The following is a 21,734-nucleotide window of genomic DNA, read 5'->3' as shown; positions in this document are numbered from 1 at the left end:
TCGCAACCTCCATCCTATGCAAAACGGAAAAAAGCTTGTTTCATCAAGAGTGGCCGAAGGTTATGGAAGAATCGAATTTTACTATATGTAAACATCAACCTCGTTATTTTAACAACTGTAAATTTTTTATTTATTTTTATGGAATATTGTGGTAATATTGTTTTATATTTTTAGGGGAGGTTGGTTTTTTCGTGCGGGTCGTTAATCGCTCTTTGCGTTGGGAAATTGAAGACCAAATGAAGCTGCATGGTTATAATATCAATCAATTGGCGGAACTCTCTGGGATTAACCCAGGTAATCTAAGTATGGCCTTGAATGGCATTTCCCGATCAATGACGATAAACCAACTAGATGCCTTGGGCAATGTTTTCGGAAAGGTGCCTGGATGGTTGTATGAGCTGTACACGGAAGAATGCATCTCCGAAGAAAGATTGTCCCGGCCACGGTTAGTTCCTTATTTGGTACGATGTGCGGAAGTGGGCCGAAATGATTGTATTGACGCCGTCGTATCTAAAATTCTCGATAACCCGAAAAACGTTAAAGTCATCTTTGCGGCAGCAGAGAAGCTATTTCATAAGGGGAAACAAAAAGAATCGGAACGCTTTTATGAGCTTGTTATGGAGAACGTCAAAGACAGCTTTTCTGAGATGCTCGCGATGAGTCACTATAGGTTATTTACGGTCACTCAAGGTACGGATGCGGAAAAGAATTGGAAGGCCGTTATCCGATTTGATCCGTTTCGAAACCGGTTACCGGAGGGCTTTCGTTTGGACGCGTTATTCCAATTAGCGCGAGTTTGTTTTTCATTAAAAAAGTGGATCGAGGTTGAAGAATATGCGGGCGAGCTGGTGGAGCTAAGTACTGTTCTATGCGGTGATGAAGAGGTAGCGCCTAAACGGCATTCCGTTTATTATTATGGTATGGGACTTCTGTATAAAGGTCTTGTGCTTGAAATGCAAGGGTTCTATGAGCAGTCGAAGAAATATGTGCATAGCTATGCTAATCTGGAATGGTTCGAACCCCTCGATGAATCTGGCCAGAAAGAAGTGGAACAGTTTAAGATTTGGGGGAAAGCGAATTTATACACGCTTGAAGTGCTATCTGGAAACGAAGGTATTATTCACGAATATGCCGATTATCTGGCGAGCCTTAACCGGTTAAATGACATTGTGGCCGGGCTGATTGCTATCATTACGTCTGCGAATACATATGGGTTCAATGTTGATCATATTTTGGCGCGTTTTTCTGGATCAATTGAACGTTTCGATATATTTAACAGTAATCTAATTCTTTCGGATCGACATCTTCAATATAGGTATCAAAAAGCTATTTATGAGTTCAGGCATGGCCGAATTCAAGAGGGACTCGATGAGACACTACGTTCTCTTTCCTTGGCTAACGATATGAAAAGGTATGAAGATGGTTTTCAATGTGTCTCGTTATTTGAAACCTATCGAGAACGGGCATCAGCTCAGCAATTGAAGACGTATCGGTCAGTCGTGGGGGTGAGAGAGGAGGTGTAATTTGAATGAAGGCTTATTTCCTGGCTCTGGTCATCGCATTGGGGCTATTTGGTACAGCCGGGCCTTTTGTGCCAGGTCCAAGTGACGGCTCAATGATCAAACCGCTTGACCAACATGGTTCCGAAGGTTAACATGTTGAACAATCAACACCCATCCCTTGAAGCATTCTGCCCAAAGCAGAGTGCTTTTTTTTTGTGTAAAGAAAAATTCTTCATAAAATTTAAATGCCCTTTATTTGGAATATTAGTATTATAATTGAATTCGAGGGATGGGTGATATAAATAAAAGCTAAAGTGGAAAATCAGAAAATTACAGCGGCAATTAGTACGGTTAGTTGAGAAAAAGGGTTCGTTTTCGGATAAGGAGGTGGTGAAACTCAGCCAGCGTTTAGATCGGTATATTCTGATGGCGCAAAAGTCTTCTTCTAAGCTGAAGCTGAAGGGGTGTGGATGATACAGTATGAAAAGTTATTGGTCGGGGAAAGTGAGGAGCGGATTGTCTATTGCCCGGATCGGCGCAATCTTTGAACGATTATACGGCATTAAGGATTTACATGACGCGGTATACAGGGCATCGACAGGTGCCGGGTTTGCCGCCCGAAGATTGGCCGAGCTTGGTTATAGCGAGGAGCAAATTGAAAAGATTTTACGCGAGCGATTGTTCTTTTATCGGGCAGACAAAACGGGACACTAGCGGCCCTAGATTACCGGAAGGTCATTGCCGACAACTATTGGTGCAAGCTAGTACGCCGTCATTACTAAAATAATGGTCAGCCTCAGCTTCGATGTATTTAAGCGTTGAAGGCGTACTAATGCTGAGTGCAGCAAGTGTGTTTATTTCAACTTCTTGACTAGGTAAACCACAAGATAACCTAGCGCCAAGATCCCTACACCTATCAAGCAAATGATTACACCTTTTAGTTCTAAGGTTCTTGTAAATAAATATAAAGCAAAAATCCCCAACAAAAACGAAGAAATCAAATTAATAATCATATTTCTCAATAATACCAACGCTCCTTTTATGTAAGATACTATATTATAATTTACACTATTTTTAAAATATGGTATTTTTAAATATGTATTTATGGCGGTTTATTGAAGTAAAGGAAAAATTGAAAAAATTTTGTTGGCGTTCATGGCAACAATTATGCTAGTGCTTCCGATCACCAGACCTCTGGCTTGGGGATCAAGTTCAATTTGTGGATAGTAGCGGCCATACAACCCATACCGTAACGGTAGATTCCTATGGGGGCGGCAATCTGTATGTATCTCAACACTCGACTAATGATGACAATTACGCTAATTGGTTTAGCGGTGGAGATCTTAAGCAAATCATTAAAAAAGGCTGGATAATGGCACCTCAGCTTATGTCTATTCCATTAAAATCAAATATGCCTCGAACTAATTTGAGTGGAATCGGAGGAAAACAGAATGAAAAAAATTCGTTGTAACAGCAACCATTTTATGTTGTGTAGTTGCAGGTGCTATCGGTACTTCCGCAATCGCAAAGATTGATCCATTTGCAAAATCAGCGAGACTGATGGAACTCGAATCTAAATATGACGCTAAAGTAAATCAGTTCTATGCAATGCCAAATCAAACTAAAGAGGAACAAGATGCTGTTGTTGCAGAGGACAAAAGGATCAAACAGCTCGATATCGAGAAAGAAAAATTAAGACGAGAAACGGACCCGGATGATGAAGCTCATTTCTTAGTGCAATTGGATTCGTACATTCTCGGTATGGGCACGGGAGTAGTTGAACTGAAAGAGCGCGCAGAAAGAGAACAAAATCCGGAGTTTTTAAAACAAGCTGAAGAAATTAAGAAAAAAATTGAAAGATTTGAAAAAGAAAAAGAAGCCTATTTAAACGGGGAAAAAACAGTAAAAGAATTACGTAAAGAGCTAAATCTTCCGGTAAATAAACTGTAAATAAAAGATCGTCTCCACAAAAAAACGGCTCTTGTTCACATCCTTTGCGGGCCAATCTTTGTTAGTTGTCCTCTAATTTGTAGGGGATTTTTCAACATATAAGAATGTTTAAGTTTCTTCACTGAACTAAAGTATAAAGGGTACTGACGGTTCGTATGGTACTGATGCTCGAAGATCCACTATTATAGAACCTTGGTTCTAAGAATAGGACGGTTAAACCTACATGAATAACATCATGAAATATTTGCTTTTTTTCATAGCCAACTGTGTGCTAACCTACTACTACATTTTCCCTGAACCAAGCTATGCGAAGTCCTTATTGTACTCTGTTCTTATGACAATTTTTATTGCTATTTTAGATGCAATAAAGAAACAGCCAAAACCATGATTGCTTGAAACCATGCAGAAAACGGCCCTTGTTCAATTTATGGCAAGAGCAGTTTTTTGTTTTTTTTCATTCTGGGGGTTATGGCTATAAGAAAAGTGGATAATCCAAGGTAAAATGTAATGTTGATGGTCGCCCTGTAAAAATATAAATCAAACTAATTTGAGTGGAATCAGAGGAAAACAGAATGAATAAAAAATTCGCTTTAATAGCAACTGCTTTATGTTGTGTGGTTGCACTCAGTGCTATCGGTCCTTCTGTAATCGCAAAGATTGATCCGTCCGCGAAACTGGCAAAATTAGCGGAGCTTGAAGCTGAATTTGCTGCTAAACAAAAAAAGTTCTATGAGATGCCAAATCAAACCAAAGAGGAACAGGATGCTGTTGTTGCGGAGGGCAAAAGGATCAAACAGCTTGATATTGAAAAAGAAAAATTAAGACGAGAAACGGACCCAGATGATGAAGCTCATTTCTTAAACGAATTGACTTCCTCCATTTCCGCTATGAGCACCGGAGTAGTTGAACTGAAAGCACGCGCGGAAAGAGAACAAAATCTGGAGTTTTTAAAACAAGCTGAAAAAATTAAGAAAGAAATTGAAAAGTTTGAAAAAGAAAAGCAAGCCTATCTAAACGGGGAAAAAACAGTTAAAGAATTACGTAAAGAGCTCGATATTCCCGCAAATGACCTTAAATAAAAAGAAAGCAATTCGTTTCCACAAAAAAACGGCTCTTGTTCATCATCATAGGCCTTTTTCTTTATTTACGGAAAGAGAAAATCATTAGGGTAATAGCAACTCCAATTAATATGAAAAGTATCAGCGCCAAAATAATATGCAATCTAAATTTATATAATTTATTCCAAATAAATTTCGCCTTGGGTGATTTTTTTGTGGAACAAATCACTGCAAGAGTTACGCATATCAGTAATGCATATGTATGTAGATCCCTCACGACACTGAACTACGGGCAGAAGCGTGGATATAAATGTTAATCATCCACCCTGCCCGTTAGCACAGCGAGGCTGCTGATCTGATGCGGTTTCTAATATAACGTGGGAACTGGAGGACATGAAACAGATCTGATCAATCTTGGATCTATTCCATAATAAGACCAGAACAGCCCATTCCAACGATAGCCTGAAACTTCTCCATACTCAACCCGAGTCGGGTAAAACCAGAAGCTGTCACCGTTCCATAACCAGACATAGGTGTATTGAAATACGCAGTCAATAATATAAGATGTAGCAGGTTCTTCTGGGACGAATGGAGGAGGGGGGGACACCGGCATATATGCCATTTGACTTCACTCCTTATGAAGGGGTATCGGTGTTTCTGTAAGTGATAAGGCATCTTATGCAGGAGCCCACCCGCTTGCTAATTGCTCGAATCACTCCAACTTGCAGCTGAGGGCGATTTTCCGTTAATGGAAGCTCCCGAGGCACGCTGTAAAGCTATGATGTTTATACATAGTATTTTAATTGGAATAGTAAGAAAAATTCATTGTAGGTTCACCGATCATATGGTAACATTTTCATAATCCAAAGACTTCGTTGTAGCGAAGGAGGTCGCGTGAATGAAATTTGTTTTGTCCAGCCTTGTGATGAATTTCCCCAACGCCGTAACGGGGGAAGCTTTGACGGCGCAGCAGAAATTTCAGAACGTACTGAAGCAAGCGATGCTCGCGGAGGAGCTCGGCTTCGACGCTTATGGCGTGGGCGAGCGGCATGGCGCCCCGTTCCTGTCTTCCTCGCCGCCGGTGATCCTGAGCGCTATCGCGGCCAGAACCTCGCGAATCCGCTTATTAACCACTGTAACCGTCATGAGCGTGCTCGACCCGGTGCGTGTGGCCGAAGACTACGCCACGCTTGACCACCTCAGTGGCGGTCGGCTGGAGCTGATCATCGGCAAAGGCAACGATCCCCGCCACTATCCGCTTTTCGGTATCACCGAGGAGGAGCAGTGGGAATCGCTGTCGGAACGGTATGCTCTGCTCAAGCGATTATGGAATGAAGAGAACGTCAGCTGGCAGGGGCGCTATCGCCCGTCGCTGGACAACGTGACCACACAGCCAAGACCTCTCCAGCAGTCTATTCCCGTATGGCACGGCAGCGCATCCAGCACGATATCCACCGAATTGGCCGCAAAATACGGCGAGCCGATCTTCTCGTCCAATACGTTCCATCCCCAAGCCAAGTATAAAGCGCTAATCGATCATTACCGCGAACGCTGGGCCTATTACGGCCGCGATCCGAAGGATGCCGTCGTCGGCGCAGGCGCAGGAAGCTTGTATTTGGCCAATACCTCCGAGGAAGCGGTCAGACGCTTTCGCCCTTACTACGACGCTTTTACCTCCACAGCAGCAGCCCAGCATAACCAATCGCCCTTCCGGGATCTGGAGGATAACATCAAGAACGGCCCCGTTCTGGTCGGGAGCGCAGACTTCGTGATTGAAAAGATTCTGAATTACCATCAGGCCTACGGACATCAAGTGCTCAGTATTAGTGTGGACGGATTGACGGAAGCGGAGCAGCGCGAGCAGATGGAACGGTTCGCGGCCGATGTAGCCCCGGTGCTGCGGCGCGAGATTCCAAGCACCGTCTGGGAAAGCCAACCAGCCGCGCCGCAGCGGGACATCGTTTCCGTTCAGCAGGCATAGAGCTGAGAGCACGGACTTCATTCCAGCAACCGGGAAGAAGCCGTGCAGAAAGCGGCGGAAGCGGGGCTACGGTAGATGGGGGAGTGCGGTTTACGGATGGGGCAGAACGGTTAATGAAGCTTATCGAGACAAAAACAACGAATAAAGGCGATAGTTTTTCGGGAAGCTTGTAAGAGGTGTAACGCTCATACCCATTCTGCGATAGGAGTTGTGGAACACAGTGGCAAATGAATTTCTAAACTTGGCGAAGAAAAGGCGGACCATTTACACATTAAGCAAGGAATCGACCGTTCCGGACGACAAAATCCGGGAAATCGTCAATGAAGCGGTGAAGCACACGCCTTCCTCCTTCAACTCGCAAAGCGCACGGGCCGTTGTTTTGTTCGGAAAGCATCACGATAAGCTGTGGGACATTACGACGCAGGTGTTGAAGGCGATTGTGCCGGAAGACCAGTTTGCTTCGACCCAGCAGCGCATGGACGGGTTTCGCGCCGCCTACGGCACCATTTTGTACTTTGAAGATATGGCCGTGGTCGAAGCGCTGCAAGCCCAGTTCCCTACTTATCAGGAGCGTTTTCCGACCTGGGCCCAGCAGTCGTCGGGCATGCTCCAGTATGTCATCTGGACCGCGCTGGCGAACGAAGGCTTGGGGGCATCGCTGCAGCATTATAATCCTCTGATCGACGAGAAGGTGAGAGCGGAGTGGAGCCTGCCGGAAACGTGGGAGCTTATCGCCCAGATGCCGTTCGGCAAGCCAACGGCGCCCCCTGGCGACAAGGAGTTTAAACCGTTGGAAGAGCGTGTTAAAATTTATACTTAAAAGAGCCTGCCAGCAGCAGCCGACCGGCGTGGAGGCTAGGTCCTGCCGGTCTACCGGCTGCGAAGGGAAGTCTGTACGATCGGGGGCAATGAACATGGATGGGAAGAAAGCAGCCGGCGAGAAAGCGGCGGAATACATAAGCGATGGGATGAGAATTGGCCTTGGAACCGGATCAACGGTATATTGGACCATTCTCCGAATCGGCGAGCTTGTTAAGGAAGGGCTGCGGATTGAGGCTGTGCCGTCCGTCCAGACCGAAAAGCTGGCGCGAGAGGTAGGCATTCCTCTTCTCTTGCCTGCCCGGCTGCAAGCGCCGTTGGATCTGACCGTGGACGGTGCGGACGAGGTCAGTCCGAAGGATGAGCTGATCAAGGGCGGGGGAGGAGCCTTGCTGCGGGAGAAAATGATTGCGTCATTTTCGGACCGCTTCATTGTCGTCGTCGATCATTCCAAATGCGTGCCCGTTCTGGGCCGGTTTCCGCTTCCCGTTGAAGTGGTGCCGTTCGGTTGGGAGATGACAAGCAGGCAACTTGGGCAAATGGGCTGCGAACCGGTTCTGCGGATGAGGGACGGGGCTCCCTTCGTGACGGATAACGGCAATTACGTGATCGACTGCCAGTTCGGATCGATTCCGAATCCCGGCGAATTGACTGTGGAGCTGAACAAGCTGCCCGGAGTCGTGGAGAACGGGTTGTTCGTCAACATGGCGGATCTGATCGTGGTAGGGCATCCGGACGGGACGGTCAGAACGAAGTCCGGAACCTGATTTTTTCTAAATTGACTATTGACATAGATCACAAAATGATTTATCTTTAAATCAAGATAATTAAATTAAAGATATAAACAAGGAGGAATTCGGGGTGCATAAACGGTAGCGAACGAAAGGGTGGAGTGATTGGGGAAAGCGTAGGCCGTGCGTTTGGGAAGTAGGATGGCTTGCTTGGCATAAAGGTGAAGGCTTGGAAGGATAAGGCCGTGAGCAATGCGGCATTTGTCCGCGAGGCATAAGGTCGTAAAGCAAGCCAAGAATGTGGCGCCGAGATGACGTAAGCTATGCGGGAATATATTTTTAAGGAAACTACGCCAAATATCTTAAAATTAAGAATAACAAATTAAAAATAATGGAGGATGATGATGATGTTGGCACTGGGATTGTTGTTGGTTCGGTTGGTGATTGGGCTGCTGTTTATCGGGCACGGGGCGCAGAAGCTGTTCGGCTGGTTCGGCGGCTACGGTCCGAAAGGAACCGGCGGGTGGATGGAGTCGGTCGGCATCAAGCCGGGCGTCGTCATGGCGGTACTGGCCGGACTGATGGAATTGCTCGGAGGCGTCCTTTTTGCAGCCGGTCTGCTTACCCCGCTGGCTGCGGTGCTGATTGCCGCGACCATGCTTGGCGCGATCGTGAAGGTGCACGGTCCGAACGGCCTCTGGTCTACCGCCAACGGGTACGAGTACCAACTCGTGCTGCTGGTTGTCGCTATCGGCGTGGCTCTAACGGGCGCCGGCGCTTATTCGCTGGATGCGCTGCTTAAATAATTTGGCACGAATCATGAGATGACTAAGTCATGAATTAACCAAAAATAGAGGAGGATTTTCTTATGACATTACAAACATCCGGTATTCATCATATTACGGCTTTTGCAAGAGATCCGCAGGCCAACGTTGATTTTTACGCAGGCATTCTGGGGCTGCGTCTGGTGAAGAAAACGATCAACTTCGACGCTCCTGAGGTATACCATCTGTACTTCGGCAACGAAGCGGGAAGCCCGGGAACGATCATAACGTTCTTCCCGTGGCCGAACTCGCGCAAAGGCCGGGTCGGCGGCGGTCAAGTCGGCATAACGACGTATGCCGTCCCTACGGGCGCTCTTGGGTATTGGGAGGACCGTCTCGCAAGCTTCGGGATTGCCGTAACCAAAGCAAGCCGCTTCTCGGAGACATTCCTGCAATTCGAGGATAATGAAGGGCTGCGTCTGGAGCTGGTTGAACGGGAGGAAGGTCCGAACAGCGGCTGGTCGTTCGGCGGGATTCCGGCCGACAAAGCGATCAAAGGCTTCGGAGGCGCCGTTCTATTCAGCACCGACCCGAACAAAACGACGGACGCACTGGTACGTCTGCTCGGCTTGGAGAAGGTCGCGGAAGACGGCGAGTATGCCCGCTTCCGGTCCGCAGGGGAGCTCGGCAACGTGATCGATGTCCCGCTCGCGGCTGTGAGCCGGGGCAGCGAAGGTGCGGGCACCATTCATCATATCGCCTGGCGTGCGGCGGATTTCGAGCAGCATGCCCAGTGGCAGGGCGAAGTGCAGAGCTACGGCTACCGCCCGACGTCCATCGTCGACCGCCAATATTTCAACGCGCTCTATTTCCGCGAGGCCGGGGGCATTCTCTTCGAGATCGCGACCGATCCGCCGGGTTTCGCCCGTGACGAACCTGCCGAAACGCTGGGAGAGAAATTAATGCTGCCCGCGTGGTATGAGCCCCAACGCCCCGCGATCGAGGCGAATCTGCTGCCGATTCAAGTGAGAGCATTGGAGGGGAAACGCCCATGAAGCATATTTTCGAAAAGGGCCGCCGGGAAGAAGTGCCGACCTTGGTGCTCTTTCATGGTACGGGGGGAACCGAACGGGACCTGCTGCCGCTGGCGAAGCGCATATCGCCGGACTCCTCCGTACTCAGCCTTCGGGGCAATGTGCTGGAAAACGGTATGCCCCGCTTCTTCCGGCGGCTCGCCGAAGGCGTATTCGACGAAGAGGATCTTGTCTTCCGCACCGGGGAAGTAAGCGAGTTTCTGGATCAGGCCGCCGCGCAATACGGGTTTGACCGCAGCCGCCTCGTCGCGGTAGGCTATTCGAACGGAGCCAACATCGCAGGCAGTCTGCTGTTTCACTACCGGAACGCCCTGCAAGGTGCGATTCTGCACCATCCTATGGTTCCACGGAGGGGCATCGTCCTTCCGGATTTGTCCGGTATCCCGGTCTTCATCGGAGCGGGGACGAACGATCCGATCTGCTCGGCGCGTGAAACCGAGGAGCTGGAGGGATTGCTTAGCGGGGCGGGAGCTTCGGTGACGGTTCAGTGGGAGCGGTACGGCCACCAGCTTACGCCGATGGAAGCCGATGCGGCCGCAGCTTGGTTCGGAGAACGCTTCGGGCGGTAACCCAACGAAGGAAAAGATTTGCCATGATGCAGCCAGCAGGCCTTGGGCCGTCTGGAAGCAGGGAGAAACCTTGCTTTCGGGCGCCGAAGGCCTTTTTTGATGTACTCCTAGACTTGCGGGAACGGAGGAAGTCATGTAATATTGGTATATACCAATATCGGAAGACTATCCGGGCGCGATGCAGGGGAAAATTCATCGCGCCGGCGGACTGCGAGCTGGCGGGCATACCGCCGGCTTACCGGAGCGACAGAAACGGCAGGAGTGAGCGGCTATTATTAAAGCGATTGTGTTTGATTTCGACGGTTTAATCGTGGATACGGAATCCGCATGGTTTGACTGCTATGCCGAGGTGCTTGGCGGCTACGACATCCCCTTTCCTACAGAAGTATTCGCGGCCTGCGTCGGGTCGCACGGAGGGCAGATCGAGGCCTATATCCGGCAAATGGCCGAAGGACGGACGGAAATCTCCGAAGTAAGGAAGGCGGCAGCTAAGCTTCATGCCGAAAAGATGAAGACGGTCGCGCTGCGCGACGGGGTAGCAGAATATATCGAAGCGGCGCAACGGCTGGGGCTGAAGGTGGGGCTGGCTTCCAGCTCGGATCGGGCGTGGGTGGAATCGTTCCTGAGCAGATTCGGTTTGCTCGATTCGTTCGAGGTCGTCAAGACCAAAGACGACGTCGCGAATGTGAAGCCGGACCCCGAGCTGTATCTCAAGGCGATCCAAGCGTTGGGAATCGAGGCGCATGAAGCTCTGGCCTTCGAGGATTCCGCGAACGGAGCAGCCGCCGCAAAAGCGGCCGGTCTATGGTGCGTCATCGTTCCGAATCCGGTTACCGAGCAACTGGCCTTTGGCGGCGTGGACGGCCGTCTTCGTTCCATGGCCGATCGTCCGTTAGAGGACGTCATCGGAGAATTGCAGGATTCTCCGCTTCCTTGACCGTATTTACGGTCATCTGCTATTGGGCCGTCAACTTTGACGGTAATTCGCTAATTAAAAGCATGACAGGGGTTCAATATGAATAAAACAGGAGACCATGTCCCGTTTTATCAACAAATTAAAAATTTGTTCATTCAAGAAATCGAAAGCGGGAAATGGAAGCAAGGCGACAAGCTTCCTTCGGAGCGTGAGTTAGCCGCGCAGTATCAGATCAGCCGGATGACCGCGCGTCATGCGATTTCCATTTTGGAACGGGAAGGCTTCGTGGAGCGGGTCGTCGGATCGGGCACGTTCGTGACGAACCGGCGGATTCAATTGGATTTTGTCGAATTCTCCAGCTTCTCCAAAACTATATTGAGCAAAGGTCTTCGGCCTTCGACGAATACGGTCTACAAGCGGAAGGAACTGGCCAACGGCTTCGTGGCCAAGATGCTCGGGATTTCGGAAGGAGAGGAGATCTGGTCGCTCAAACGAGTCCGCTTTGCCGACGAAATTCCCGTTTCCATCGAGCTTTCGTATATTCCTTACGCCTACTGCCCGGGAATCGAAGCTCACATGAATGTGGAAGACATTTCTTTGTATCAGGTGCTGGAGGAGCATTACGGGATCAAGCTCGTCCGCGCGGACCAGACGATGCGGATTTCCCTTAGCGACGAAGCGGAAAGCAAGCTGCTGCGCATCGGCAACGACAGCCCGTGTATTCTGGTCGAGGCACAGGCTTTCGATAAGAACGACAAATTGATCGAGTTCTCGCAGGCGCAGACCCGCGGCGACAACGTCAGGTTCTTTTCGAAGCTGAATGTGAAAAACAACTAAATTTTTTATATTTAATGGTATATACCATAATGGAAAGGAACGAAGCTTCGGCTTTGTTCCTTTCTTTCCCTTTTTGCAGGAGGCGGCATTTCGGGAAAATCGAACGGGAGGTTCTTGTCATCTTCGGCGCCGGTGCTATACTTGGTTTTTAGGCTTGTTTTGAGGAACATTCATCGAGGAATAGGGGACATGAAGGCAATGGCTTACAAAATCGTATTTTTTGATATCGACGGGACATTGGTCAACGAGAACAAGGAGGTTCCCCTGGATACGGTCGAAGCCGTCCGGGCGCTCAAGGCAAACGGGGTGGAGCCGGTCATCGCCACGGGGCGCGCCCCCTATTTTATTAAACCGTTGGCCGAACAATTGGGGATCGAATCGTTCGTTTGCATGAACGGCGCTTATGCCGTTTACCGGGGGAAGCCGGTCTATAAACGGGTGATTCCGAAGGAAAGCATCGAGGCTCTGGTTAACCTGGCGGCAGGGCACGGACACTCGCTCGTCTTTGAAGGGGAGCACGCGTACTGCTCCGATCGGGCGGAGCATCCTTTTGTGACGGAATCAGTCTTGTCTTTGAAAGTAGAGCTTCCCGGACATGACCCGGAGTTTTGGAAAGCCAATGACATTCTTCAGATGTTCCTCCACTGCGAGAGCCATGAGGAACACTTGTATCAAGGGCTTTTGCCGGAGCTCAAGCTGATTCGCTGGCATCCCAAAGCGATGGACGTGCTGCCGGCCGGCGGGTCGAAGGCGCAAGGGATCGAGGCGATGCTGGAGCGGCTCGGAATAACGCCGTCCGAGGCGGTAGCGTTCGGGGACGGCTTGAACGACAAGGAGATGCTGGAATTCGTAGGCCTGGGCATCGCGATGGGGAATTCGCATCAGGAGCTGCTTCCTTATGCCGATTATGTAACCAGCCATGTGGATGAAGGCGGTATCCGCAACGGATTGGCGAAAGCCGGATTGATCGCTTAAAAGAAGGACGTGCGCGAAAAACATTTTATGGTACAATGGCTTGGAGAATGCGCTATGGAAGGAGCAGCGGCGCGAACCATGAGATGGGAGCATGGCGCTTGATGAACATTCAGATCGTATTGTTCGACGGGTTCGGTGAGCTCGTCGCATGGGCTCCGTTCGAGGTATTGAAGCGGGCGACTTCCGGCGTGGATCTGGCGCTGTGGATCATCGAGCGATTCGCCGGGGCTTCGATCGCGGCCGCCGTCGAACACCGGATGGAGTACGAGCGGCGAGGCGTCGTTTGGAGGGCCTAGTTGACGGATGGTGAACGGGAAAAAGGGCGCGGGCGCCTTGAAACTGATGTCCAAGACGCCCGCACCCGCTTTTAATCTCCTGCTCCGTACGAGCAGCAGGGTGCCGCTGGAGCTTCTTTATGCTAGCTTTCTTAGTGAGAAAGCGACAACATTTCCTTCATATCCTCTTGAGCGTTGCCGATCAGCTTCAGTCCGAATGTGTCGACAAGCACGTTCATGACGCCCGGATTGATGAATTCCGGCGGTTTCGGGCCGATGCGGATATCTTTGATGCCGAGGCTGAACAGGCCGAGAAGGATCGCGACCGCCTTTTGCTCGAACCAGGAGAGCACGATGCTGACCGGCAGGTCGTTCACGCTGCATCCGAAGGCGTCGGCCAGCGCCAGAGCGATCTTGACCGTGGAGCCGGAGTTGTTGCACTGGCCCAAATCGATATAGCGCGGGATACCCGTATCGGCCACGGTGCCGTAATCGACGTCGTTGAAGCGGAATTTGCCACAGGATGTCGTTAGGATCACGGTATCGTTAGGCAGCGAGGTGGCGAGCTCACGGTAATATTCGCCTCCGCTTCCCGGGGCGTCACAGCCGGCGATGACGAAGAAGCGTTTGATTTTGCCCGCTTTGACCGCTTGAATGATTTCCGGGGCCAGGCCGATCACGGTCTCGTGATGGTAGCCGGTCATGAGCGTCTGATCCGATTCGATCCGGGCTTCCGGCAGTGACAAGGCTTTCTCGATCAGCGGGGTGAAATCGTCATTGACGATTTTTGTAACCCCTTCCAGACCCGCGATATCGTAGGAGAAGAAGCGGTCGGCGTAGGTGCCCTTGATCGGCATGACACAGTTCGTTGTCGCCAGGATGGCGCCCGGGAACTTCTCGAACAGGCGGCGTTGGTCGTACCAGGCTTTTCCGATGTTGCCCTTCAAGTGCGAATACTGCTTCAGCTTCGGATAACCGTGGGCGGGCAGCATCTCGGAGTGCGTGTAGATGTTGATTCCTTTTCCTTCGGTCTGCTTGAGCAGCTCCTCCAAAGCGTACAGGTTATGCCCGGTAACGACAATGGCATGCCCTTCGATGCTGTTCTGCGGCACGGCTACGGGCTGCGGTATGCCGAAGTGCGTCGTATGCGCCCGGTCCAGCACATCCATGATCCGGACGGCCGCCGAGCCGACCTTCATGGCCATGTCGATATGCTCCTGCAGGTTGAAGTTGGAGTTCGTCAGCGTCATGTACAAAGCTTCGTGCGTAATCCGGTCGACCTCCGGGTCGGAATAGCCGAGCTGTCTTGCATGTGTGGCATAGGCGGCAATGCCTTTCAAAGCGAAAATCATCGTATCCTGCAAGCTTGCAATCGTTTCATCTTTGCCGCATACGCCGATCACCTTACAGCCGCCTGTCGGGGTCTGTTCACATTGATAACAGAACATCGCGAATCCCTCCGTTACGTTTGGTTTGCTATGTGACAAGAGTAACACGGGGAAGCACGGAAATATGTGATTGAAAGCACATCAATGATGGCAAAGTCGCAACATCCGAGTCCGCCGCGGGCGGTAACCTACATTACTTATTTACTAAAGGAGCGTACGAGCGTGTTTGGCATTCATCATTATTTCTTGTTTGTAATCGCTGGAATATTGCTTATTATGACCCCAGGCTCGGATACAATGTACATCATTGCCAGAAGCGTGGCGCAGGGCAGAAGAGCGGGCATCTGGTCCACCATGGGGATTGCGGCCGGTACGCTTATCCACACGCTGCTCGCGGCGCTGGGGTTATCTTTTCTTTTGGCGAAGTCGCTGTTGCTGTTTACGGTCATCAAAATGATCGGGGTCGCTTACCTGGTCTATCTCGGAATTACGATGATTTTGTCGAAGACCTCCGCCGTTGCACCGGACACCGGATCGTTGGAGCCGATGAGCACGCGCAAAATTTTCCTTCAGGGCATGATTACAAATGTAACCAACCCGAAGGTGGCGTTGTTCTTTATCGCCTTCCTTCCCCAGTTTGTGGACAGTCAGGCCCATAGTGCGGTGCCGTTCATGATTCTGGGCGCAACGTTTATTTTCACCGGAATACTGTGGAGTATTCTCGTTTCATATCTCGCTTCTTTTGCGACGGGAAAGCTAAGGAAGAACCCCAAGATCGGCCTGTGGCTGAACCGGATCACCGGCGGCGTGTTCATCCTGATGGGAGCCAACCTGTTCCGCGCCAAAATTTCCAACTGACCGCATAACCCAAATGTCCATTAACGTAAAAGAAAGAGAGCCTCAGAGTGAAGCTCTCTTTTTATTCGGGCTTATATTTGCAAAACCAGTTTGCCGACGGTGTTCTTTTCTTCCAAGAGAGCAAGAGCTTCTGCCGCGTTTTCCAGAGGATATACGCCGTGAATCTCGGCATGGATCTCTTTTCTTGCCAGCATGCTTAACGCTTCCCGCGCCGCTTTCCCGGTCTCTACGGGATTGCTGTCGCTGTATCCGCCTAATGTAAAGCCTGCGAGCTGACGATTGGAAAACCATATTTCGTTAAAAGAATGCGAAACATCCTGTTCGCCGCTTGCGTTTCCCACGACAACCAACTGCCCCAACGGACGAAGTACCTCTAAGCTTTGTTTACGCATCGTTCCCCCGACCGGGTCAAAGACGGCATGAACGCCCTTCCGTCCAGTTGCCTTCAAGGTCTGTTCAACAAAATCTGACCGGACAAATAATTCGTCATATCCGAAGGAAGCGGCCAGCTTTACTTTCTGGGAGCTGCCGACGGTTCCCAGTACCTTACCGGCTCCCAAATGTTTGGCTACTTGTCCCAAGAAGCTGCCCAAACCGCCGACAGCCGCATGAACGAGTATGTCGTCACCCGTTCTCATTCTATACACATTTTTAATGGCCAGGTAAGCGGTCGTCAGATTTACAATGGAGGCTGCCGCTGTCGCCAAGTCAAGGTCAGCCCCTAATTGATCCAACGGAACCGTAAGATCCGGCCGCACGTTCGCCATGGATGCGAAACCGTTAAGATGATGCAGTGTCATCGAGGCAACGGGTTGACCTACGTAGAACCCCTCTACGCCTTCCCCGATGGCGCGTACATATCCCGACACTTCCAACCCGGGCGTAAGCGGCATCGGAAAAACGGAAGTGAACTCTCCCCGGCTCAGCAAAACTTCGAAATAACCTACTCCGGCATACGCAACGTCTATGGTAAGCATACCGGGAGCCGGTTGCAGATCCGGTTTCTCGTGCAGTTTTAAACTTGCAGGTCCTCCTGGTTGATCGATTACGATAGCTTTCAAATTCGATAACCTCCTTGATTGGGAATGAATTCATTGTATTCCCCGTCACAGGAGGCAACCAGTTTTCGTTTATACAGGTATCCGGACTAACAGGCTTATTTCCGCAGATACTCTAATCTTTGTTCGGTATCGGTACCCGCGATGGGAGTAAATATACAGCAGTGAAGGTCTGCATTGCCGTTAAGATTGGAAAAGGAATTCAATTCAAAAAATAATCGCCCCGCGGAAGGATGATCAAACGTGTAAAGTACGGCTTTCTTTTGCTGAACATTATGCAATCGCCATAACGTCTGGAACTCCTCGCTTTCCAGGCACATCTGTTGTACGAATTCCTTAAACCAGCGATCACCGGTCTTTTGGTCATAATTCAAGCGAAATACACCCAGCGTATAATCTGAGAACTCCTTCCAATTCATCAAATGCTTGCGCAGATTTGGATCTCTAAATACCAATCGTGTCATCACGCGCTCAGCAGAGGGAATGGCATGGAAATCCGTAATAATTTCGGTAGCCATTCGATTGAAAGCCAACACTTCGGTTCGATGATTGGCGATGATCGCCGGATAATTCAATTGGTCGATAAGGGTCTGAAATGCCGGATTTATTTCCTCAGCGTTCGGATCAGGATCCCTCTCTCCTTCGTAATTAGCCAACCGAAGCAAATGAAGATGTTCCTCTGAAGACAATTGCAGGGCTCTGCCGACACTCTCGATGACTTCCCTGGAAACGGAAGCGACTCTGCCCTGTTCCAGCCAGGTATACCAAGTGATGCTCACTCCCGCAAGCTGGGCAACCTCTTCTCTGCGTAATCCCGGAGTTCTTCTTCTTCCAAAGCGGCTGGCAATTTCGATACGATCCGGTTTTATCCGTTCTCGGCGGGATTTTAAAAAGTGTCCAAGTGTTTTGATTTTTTCGTTTTCCAATTTATCCACACCTTTATTACGATCTGTCAGCTTTTATCCACAATCTTCGTAAACGCACAACCCTCTAAAAAAATATTCGTCAGAATACGTGTAACCCCCTTTTTTTATAACGTGTAAAGATAGGCTAAACTGCCGTAAGTTGAATAAGTTGCTGTCAGTCTAAAGCTTGATTTTCACCAACAACAAAAAGATCGTCTCCGGCCGCAAAGGTTGGCGGAAGACGATCTTTTTCATGGTTAGGGCAAGTGTAATTTTTCACGATTTGTGGATAACGTGGATAATATGTGCATAAGTCTGTGTATAAGTGTTTCGCCACGCGTCAGGTGACATGGGTCTGTGAATCGAGCCGTATGCTTAGCTGCAAGTGGTGTTAGCTTCTGACGTTGAGCAGAACTTTCCCCGTACTTTGGCGGCTTTCCACCCACTCGTGGGCTTTGGCGGCTTCGGCCAAAGGAAAGCGTGCGCCGATCTTGATCGTCAGGCGCCCGTCGGCCAAGTACGGCAGCACCCGCTCGGCGACGCCGCGCAGCAGGTGGGGACGCTTACTCCGGGTCGTGCCCAAGCTGAACCCGAGGACAGAACGGCAGCTCGCGTGCAGGTCCGAGGTTTTAATGTTTCCCGCAGGACCGCCCGAATTGCCGAAATGGACCAGACGGCCGTAGGGAGCCAGGCAGAGCAGGCTTTGCTCCGTCACGGTTCCTGCTATCGAGTCCAGAACGACGTTTACGCCTTCCCCGTTCGTCAGGTCGTTGACCTTCGCCGCAAAATCCCCCTGCTCGTAAGAGAGCACATGATCCGCGCCCGCCTCCAATGCGATGCCCGCCTTGCTCTCGCTGCCGACGGTTCCGATCACCTTCCCTGCGCCCAGGAGCTTCGCCAGCTGGATGGCCGTCGTGCCGACGCCGCCTGCCGCCGCGTGGATCAGGACGGTCTCGCCCGGCTCCAGTCTGGCAATGTCCGCGAGCAGCTTATACGAAAGGAACGAAACGATCGGGCAGGCGGCCGCCGTATCGAAGCTAAGGCTGTCCGGAATGGCGAACGTCAGATTTTCGTCCGGCGCGATATATTCGGCATAAGAGCCGTGATGAGGAAAAGCGATGACGCGCTGTCCGACCTGCAGCTGCCGGACCTCGGACCCAATCTGCTCGATCGTCCCCGCCGCATCCAGTCCCGGAATGAACGGAAGAGTCCCGCCCTTTTTCCCGTATCTGGACTTGATATCGGCAAAATTGACGCTGGTCGTCTCCACGCGGATCAACACTTGGTTCGGGCCGATGCTCGGCTTATCGACATCCGTGTAGCTCATATGCTCCGGACCGCCGAATTGCGTTACCTGAATGGCTTTCATGGCTTGCTTCCTCCTCTGTGGGCAGATGACAAGGAAGACTTCGCCGGACCGCCCGAAAATTCCTTTTTTTGGGGTGGGTGGGACGAAGGCAGTCAGGCGGCTACTCGAGAAAATGATCGATAAAGCGGCGGGCGGTTCTGGACAAATAGCGGTTGTTCAGCCACAGAATGCCGACGTCGGATTGAAAATCGGCATCGGCCAGCGGAAGCGTCCGGATCGACGGAAGAGGGAACGCCGTCATGACGGACTTGGGCAGCACGGTCGCTCCGAGGCCGGCTGCGACCATCGCGATGATGACCGCGACGCTGGAGCACTCGCAGATGATGCGCGGCTCGAAGCCGTGACGGCGGCACTCGGTGACCACCCGGTCGTGCATGCCGGTCGTCCGGTCCGTTTTGAGCGTCAGAAACGGGAAGTCCGCCAGCTCCTGCATGCGGATCGTCTCCTGCGCCGGGTCCGGCAGCCACTTGCCGGGGATGACGACGACGAACGGATCGGACGGCAGCGGTCGTACCGCATACGACTGCGACTCGGAGGAAGCCTCGAAAGGGAGCCGGGCGACGATCAGCTCGACGCTCCGCTTCTCCAATTGCTCCCCGAGTAGGAAATGATCGCCCTCCCAGATGCGGAAGGTGACCTCCGGGTACTTCTCCCGGAACGTCTCGATGCGCTGGGGCAGAAGCGAGATGCACGAGACGACGGCGCCGATGGATAGCACGCCTTGGACGCTCTCGTCCAGCTCCTTCACTTCCTGCATCGATTCATTGAACTGGTGCAGCAGGCTTTCCGCCTTCTGCCGCAGCAGTTCTCCCGCATGGGTCAGCCGCAGCCGTTTGCCGTCCCGGTCGAACAAGGTCACCCCGAGCTCCTCCTCCATCAGCTTGAGCTGCCGGCTGAGCGGGGGCTGCTCCATGTTCAGCGCCTTGGCCGCGCGCGTAATTTGCCCTTCCTTCACAATCGCCAAAAAGTATCTCAGCTGACGCAAGTCCATCTCGGGTCGCTCCCTTCATTCATACCTTCAAGGTATCGTTCTCCAATAAAACAGATATTTTCAATATATCGGAAGAACTGATACCATTCAACTAATACAATAAGAATATATCTTTGAAGAGGAGATGCGAAGAATGGCCCTTACTATCGAAGTGGAGCTGACTCAAGCCCCAAAACAAAAGCCCGATGTAAGCCGAATCGGGTTTGGAACCGCATTCACGGACCACATGTTCATGATGGATTATGAGGAAGGCCGCGGGTGGCATTCTCCCCGCGTCGTGCCGTACCAGTCGATTAGCTTGGACCCGGCGGCAAAAGTGTTTCATTACGGCCAGACGGTATTCGAAGGGCTGAAAGCGTACCGTACCGCGGACGGACGCATTCTGGTGTTCCGTCCGGATCAAAACTTCAAGCGCTTGAACCATTCGAACGACCGGATGAGCATTCCGAACCTGGACGAGGAGCTGGCGCTGGAAGGTTTGAAGAAGCTGGTCCAGACGGACCGGGAGTGGGTACCGGAAGTCGAGGGTACCTCGCTGTATATTCGTCCATTCATCATTGCGACGGAGCCCGTACTGGGCGTTGCCGCTTCGAAACGGTATATCTTCATGATCATCATGTCGCCGGTCGGAGCGTACTATGCCGAAGGCATTCGTCCGGTCAAAATCCATGTCGAGTCGGAATTCGTCCGCGCCGTCCCTGGCGGAACGGGCAGCGCGAAGACGGCCGGGAACTACGCCGCAAGTCTCAAGGCGCAGGAGGAAGCCGCGCTGGAAGGGTATTCGCAGGTGCTGTGGCTCGACGGCGTGCATAAGAAGTACGTGGAAGAAGTCGGGAGCATGAACGTCTTTTTCAAAGTAAACGGGAAGGTCATTACCCCGGCGCTGAACGGCAGTATCCTGAAAGGGATCACGCGCGATTCGATGATTCAATTGCTGCAAAGCTGGGGCGTTCCGGTCGAGGAGCGGCCGGTCAGCATCGAGGAGCTGTACGAAGCGCACCGGGCAGGTACGCTCGAGGAGGCGTTCGGCACGGGAACGGCAGCGGTCATCTCCCCGGTCGGCGAGCTGAACTGGCGCGGCGAGAAGCTGGTCATCAACGGCGGCGAGACCGGCGAATTGTCCGCGAAGCTGTACGAGACGCTCACCGGCATTCAGAGCGGGAAGCTCGAAGATAAGCTCGGCTGGATGGTGCAGGTGTAAACTCGGGACGGCATGAAATGGTTATGGTTCATTTCTCGGCTGCATAAGGCCTTTCTCTGAATTTCGTGTATAATATAAAGGTTCGGAATAAAGGTTCGGCGGTTGAGAAAGGATGATACCATGTTCACCATTACCGGTTACAGCGTAGAGCTGGTGAAAGATCCGTTCGGCATTTTGTCCGGCAAACGGTACGAGTTTATACTGGATATCGAAGTTGAAGAGGATGACGAGCTGTACTCCGAGCAGGGGTTATATGTCCGCGTCATTTACGGCGTGGATGGGGACCAAGCCAGCATCGTGAAGCACGAAATTTTCGAGCGGACGACAGAGCAACTGCTCGATTTTGAATTGGAAGACGACGAGCTGGAAGCGGTAAAAGCTTTCTGCGAGGAGCATGTCGGGGAAACGGAATAAAAAATGCAAGGAAAAAGCGCGCGGCGTAACAACGTCGGCGCTTTTTCTTTTGCAAGCGAAAAACCCCCGATGCTCTTCG

The 21,734-nt window shown here is 51.2% G+C and carries 23 protein-coding genes and 2 pseudogenes; 20 read left to right on the top strand and 5 right to left on the bottom strand.

Translation table 11 applies throughout. From position 1 onward, the window contains the following. The first annotated feature begins 191 nt into the window (after positions 1 to 191). The 17 genes and pseudogenes from NI000_RS29360 to NI000_RS29290 all read left to right on the top strand — a co-directional run. On the top strand, positions 192 to 1,523 hold the full coding sequence (locus tag NI000_RS29360; protein WP_253414907.1) for a helix-turn-helix domain-containing protein: 1,332 nt from the start codon (positions 192 to 194) through the stop codon (positions 1,521 to 1,523). 5 nt (positions 1,524 to 1,528) lie between these two features. Beyond that, positions 1,529 to 1,654 (top strand): hypothetical protein, encoded by a 126-nt coding sequence (locus tag NI000_RS36840; protein WP_301292755.1) that lies wholly within the window; start codon positions 1,529 to 1,531, stop codon positions 1,652 to 1,654. 169 nt (positions 1,655 to 1,823) lie between these two features. After that, positions 1,824 to 1,976 carry an aspartyl-phosphate phosphatase Spo0E family protein gene (locus tag NI000_RS29355; RefSeq protein WP_253414962.1) on the top strand — a complete coding sequence of 51 codons (153 nt, stop codon included), beginning with the start codon at positions 1,824 to 1,826 and terminating at the stop codon, positions 1,974 to 1,976. Positions 1,977 to 1,982: 6 nt separating this feature from the next. Further along, the gene (locus NI000_RS29350; RefSeq protein ID WP_253414906.1) at positions 1,983 to 2,216 is read left to right on the top strand and encodes a hypothetical protein; all 234 of its coding nucleotides are present in this window, start codon (positions 1,983 to 1,985) and stop codon (positions 2,214 to 2,216) included. An 846-nt stretch (positions 2,217 to 3,062) separates the two neighbouring features. After that, positions 3,063 to 3,452 (top strand): hypothetical protein, encoded by a 390-nt coding sequence (locus NI000_RS29345; protein WP_253414905.1) that lies wholly within the window; start codon positions 3,063 to 3,065, stop codon positions 3,450 to 3,452. A gap of 572 nt (positions 3,453 to 4,024) precedes the next feature. Then, a complete protein-coding gene (locus tag NI000_RS29340; protein ID WP_253414904.1) occupies positions 4,025 to 4,531 on the top strand; it encodes a hypothetical protein in 507 nt (168 codons plus the stop codon). 877 nt (positions 4,532 to 5,408) lie between these two features. Further along, a complete protein-coding gene (locus NI000_RS29335) occupies positions 5,409 to 6,491 on the top strand; it encodes an LLM class flavin-dependent oxidoreductase (protein ID WP_253414903.1) in 1,083 nt (360 codons plus the stop codon). Positions 6,492 to 6,711: 220 nt separating this feature from the next. Then, complete coding sequence (locus tag NI000_RS29330) at positions 6,712 to 7,311, top strand: nitroreductase family protein (RefSeq protein WP_253414902.1); 600 nt, start codon at positions 6,712 to 6,714, stop codon at positions 7,309 to 7,311. A gap of 94 nt (positions 7,312 to 7,405) precedes the next feature. After that, a complete protein-coding gene (gene rpiA, locus NI000_RS29325; protein WP_253414901.1) occupies positions 7,406 to 8,077 on the top strand; it encodes a ribose-5-phosphate isomerase RpiA in 672 nt (223 codons plus the stop codon). A gap of 371 nt (positions 8,078 to 8,448) precedes the next feature. Next, the gene (locus NI000_RS29320; protein ID WP_253414961.1) at positions 8,449 to 8,847 is read left to right on the top strand and encodes a DoxX family protein; all 399 of its coding nucleotides are present in this window, start codon (positions 8,449 to 8,451) and stop codon (positions 8,845 to 8,847) included. A 62-nt stretch (positions 8,848 to 8,909) separates the two neighbouring features. After that, positions 8,910 to 9,860, top strand: coding sequence for a ring-cleaving dioxygenase (locus NI000_RS29315; RefSeq protein WP_253414900.1), 951 nt, complete (start codon positions 8,910 to 8,912; stop codon positions 9,858 to 9,860). Then, positions 9,857 to 10,468: an alpha/beta hydrolase gene (locus NI000_RS29310; protein ID WP_253414899.1), complete on the top strand. Its 612-nt coding sequence runs from the start codon at positions 9,857 to 9,859 to the stop codon at positions 10,466 to 10,468. The genes NI000_RS29315 and NI000_RS29310 overlap by 4 nt, the downstream gene beginning before the upstream one ends. Positions 10,469 to 10,754: 286 nt before the next feature. Further along, positions 10,755 to 11,405 (top strand): HAD-IA family hydrolase, encoded by a 651-nt coding sequence (locus NI000_RS29305; RefSeq protein ID WP_253414898.1) that lies wholly within the window; start codon positions 10,755 to 10,757, stop codon positions 11,403 to 11,405. A gap of 78 nt (positions 11,406 to 11,483) precedes the next feature. After that, positions 11,484 to 12,221, top strand: coding sequence for a GntR family transcriptional regulator (locus tag NI000_RS29300; RefSeq protein ID WP_253414897.1), 738 nt, complete (start codon positions 11,484 to 11,486; stop codon positions 12,219 to 12,221). Between the two features lie 198 nt (positions 12,222 to 12,419). Further along, positions 12,420 to 13,196, top strand: a complete 777-nt coding sequence (locus tag NI000_RS29295; protein WP_253414960.1) for a Cof-type HAD-IIB family hydrolase — start codon at positions 12,420 to 12,422, stop codon at positions 13,194 to 13,196. A 101-nt stretch (positions 13,197 to 13,297) separates the two neighbouring features. Beyond that, positions 13,298 to 13,375 (top strand): annotated as a pseudogene (locus tag NI000_RS37335) (DJ-1/PfpI family protein); the annotation flags it as partial. Continuing rightward, positions 13,364 to 13,492 (top strand): annotated as a pseudogene (locus tag NI000_RS29290) (DJ-1/PfpI family protein); the annotation flags it as partial. The pseudogenes NI000_RS37335 and NI000_RS29290, both read left to right, overlap by 12 nt. A 131-nt stretch (positions 13,493 to 13,623) precedes the next feature. Here the strand turns inward: NI000_RS29290 and hcp are convergent. Beyond that, on the bottom strand, positions 13,624 to 14,919 hold the full coding sequence (gene hcp / locus NI000_RS29285; RefSeq protein ID WP_253414896.1) for a hydroxylamine reductase: 1,296 nt from the start codon (positions 14,917 to 14,919) through the stop codon (positions 13,624 to 13,626). Positions 14,920 to 15,081: 162 nt separating this feature from the next. Here hcp and NI000_RS29280 point away from each other — a divergent pair, with 162 nt between their 5' ends. After that, complete coding sequence (locus tag NI000_RS29280) at positions 15,082 to 15,717, top strand: LysE family translocator (protein WP_253414959.1); 636 nt, start codon at positions 15,082 to 15,084, stop codon at positions 15,715 to 15,717. 71 nt (positions 15,718 to 15,788) lie between these two features. Here the strand turns inward: NI000_RS29280 and NI000_RS29275 are convergent, their stop codons facing one another. The 4 genes from NI000_RS29275 to NI000_RS29260 all read right to left on the bottom strand — a co-directional run bounded on the left by NI000_RS29275 (position 15,789) and on the right by NI000_RS29260 (position 20,040). Continuing rightward, on the bottom strand, positions 15,789 to 16,778 hold the full coding sequence (locus NI000_RS29275) for a quinone oxidoreductase family protein (protein ID WP_253414895.1): 990 nt from the start codon (positions 16,776 to 16,778) through the stop codon (positions 15,789 to 15,791). Between the two features lie 95 nt (positions 16,779 to 16,873). After that, positions 16,874 to 17,710 carry a helix-turn-helix transcriptional regulator gene (locus tag NI000_RS29270; protein WP_253414894.1) on the bottom strand — a complete coding sequence of 279 codons (837 nt, stop codon included), beginning with the start codon at positions 17,708 to 17,710 and terminating at the stop codon, positions 16,874 to 16,876. 361 nt (positions 17,711 to 18,071) lie between these two features. Further along, entirely contained in the window at positions 18,072 to 19,049 is a 978-nt protein-coding gene (locus tag NI000_RS29265; protein ID WP_253414893.1) for a quinone oxidoreductase family protein, read from the bottom strand. A gap of 100 nt (positions 19,050 to 19,149) precedes the next feature. Then, positions 19,150 to 20,040: a LysR family transcriptional regulator gene (locus tag NI000_RS29260; protein WP_253414892.1), complete on the bottom strand. Its 891-nt coding sequence runs from the start codon at positions 20,038 to 20,040 to the stop codon at positions 19,150 to 19,152. Between the two features lie 133 nt (positions 20,041 to 20,173). Between NI000_RS29260 and NI000_RS29255 the strand changes: the two genes are divergently transcribed. Further along, complete coding sequence (locus tag NI000_RS29255; RefSeq protein WP_253414891.1) at positions 20,174 to 21,241, top strand: branched-chain amino acid aminotransferase; 1,068 nt, start codon at positions 20,174 to 20,176, stop codon at positions 21,239 to 21,241. Positions 21,242 to 21,361: 120 nt separating this feature from the next. Then, complete coding sequence (locus NI000_RS29250; protein WP_253414890.1) at positions 21,362 to 21,655, top strand: DUF6509 family protein; 294 nt, start codon at positions 21,362 to 21,364, stop codon at positions 21,653 to 21,655. Positions 21,656 to 21,734 lie beyond the last annotated feature (79 nt).

This window comes from Paenibacillus tyrphae, assembly GCF_024158745.1.
In the GTDB taxonomy this organism is placed as follows: domain Bacteria; phylum Bacillota; class Bacilli; order Paenibacillales; family NBRC-103111; genus Paenibacillus_G; species Paenibacillus_G tyrfis_A.
Note: the sequence above shows the minus strand (reverse complement) of the source record. Positions and strands in the feature narration are given on the sequence as shown.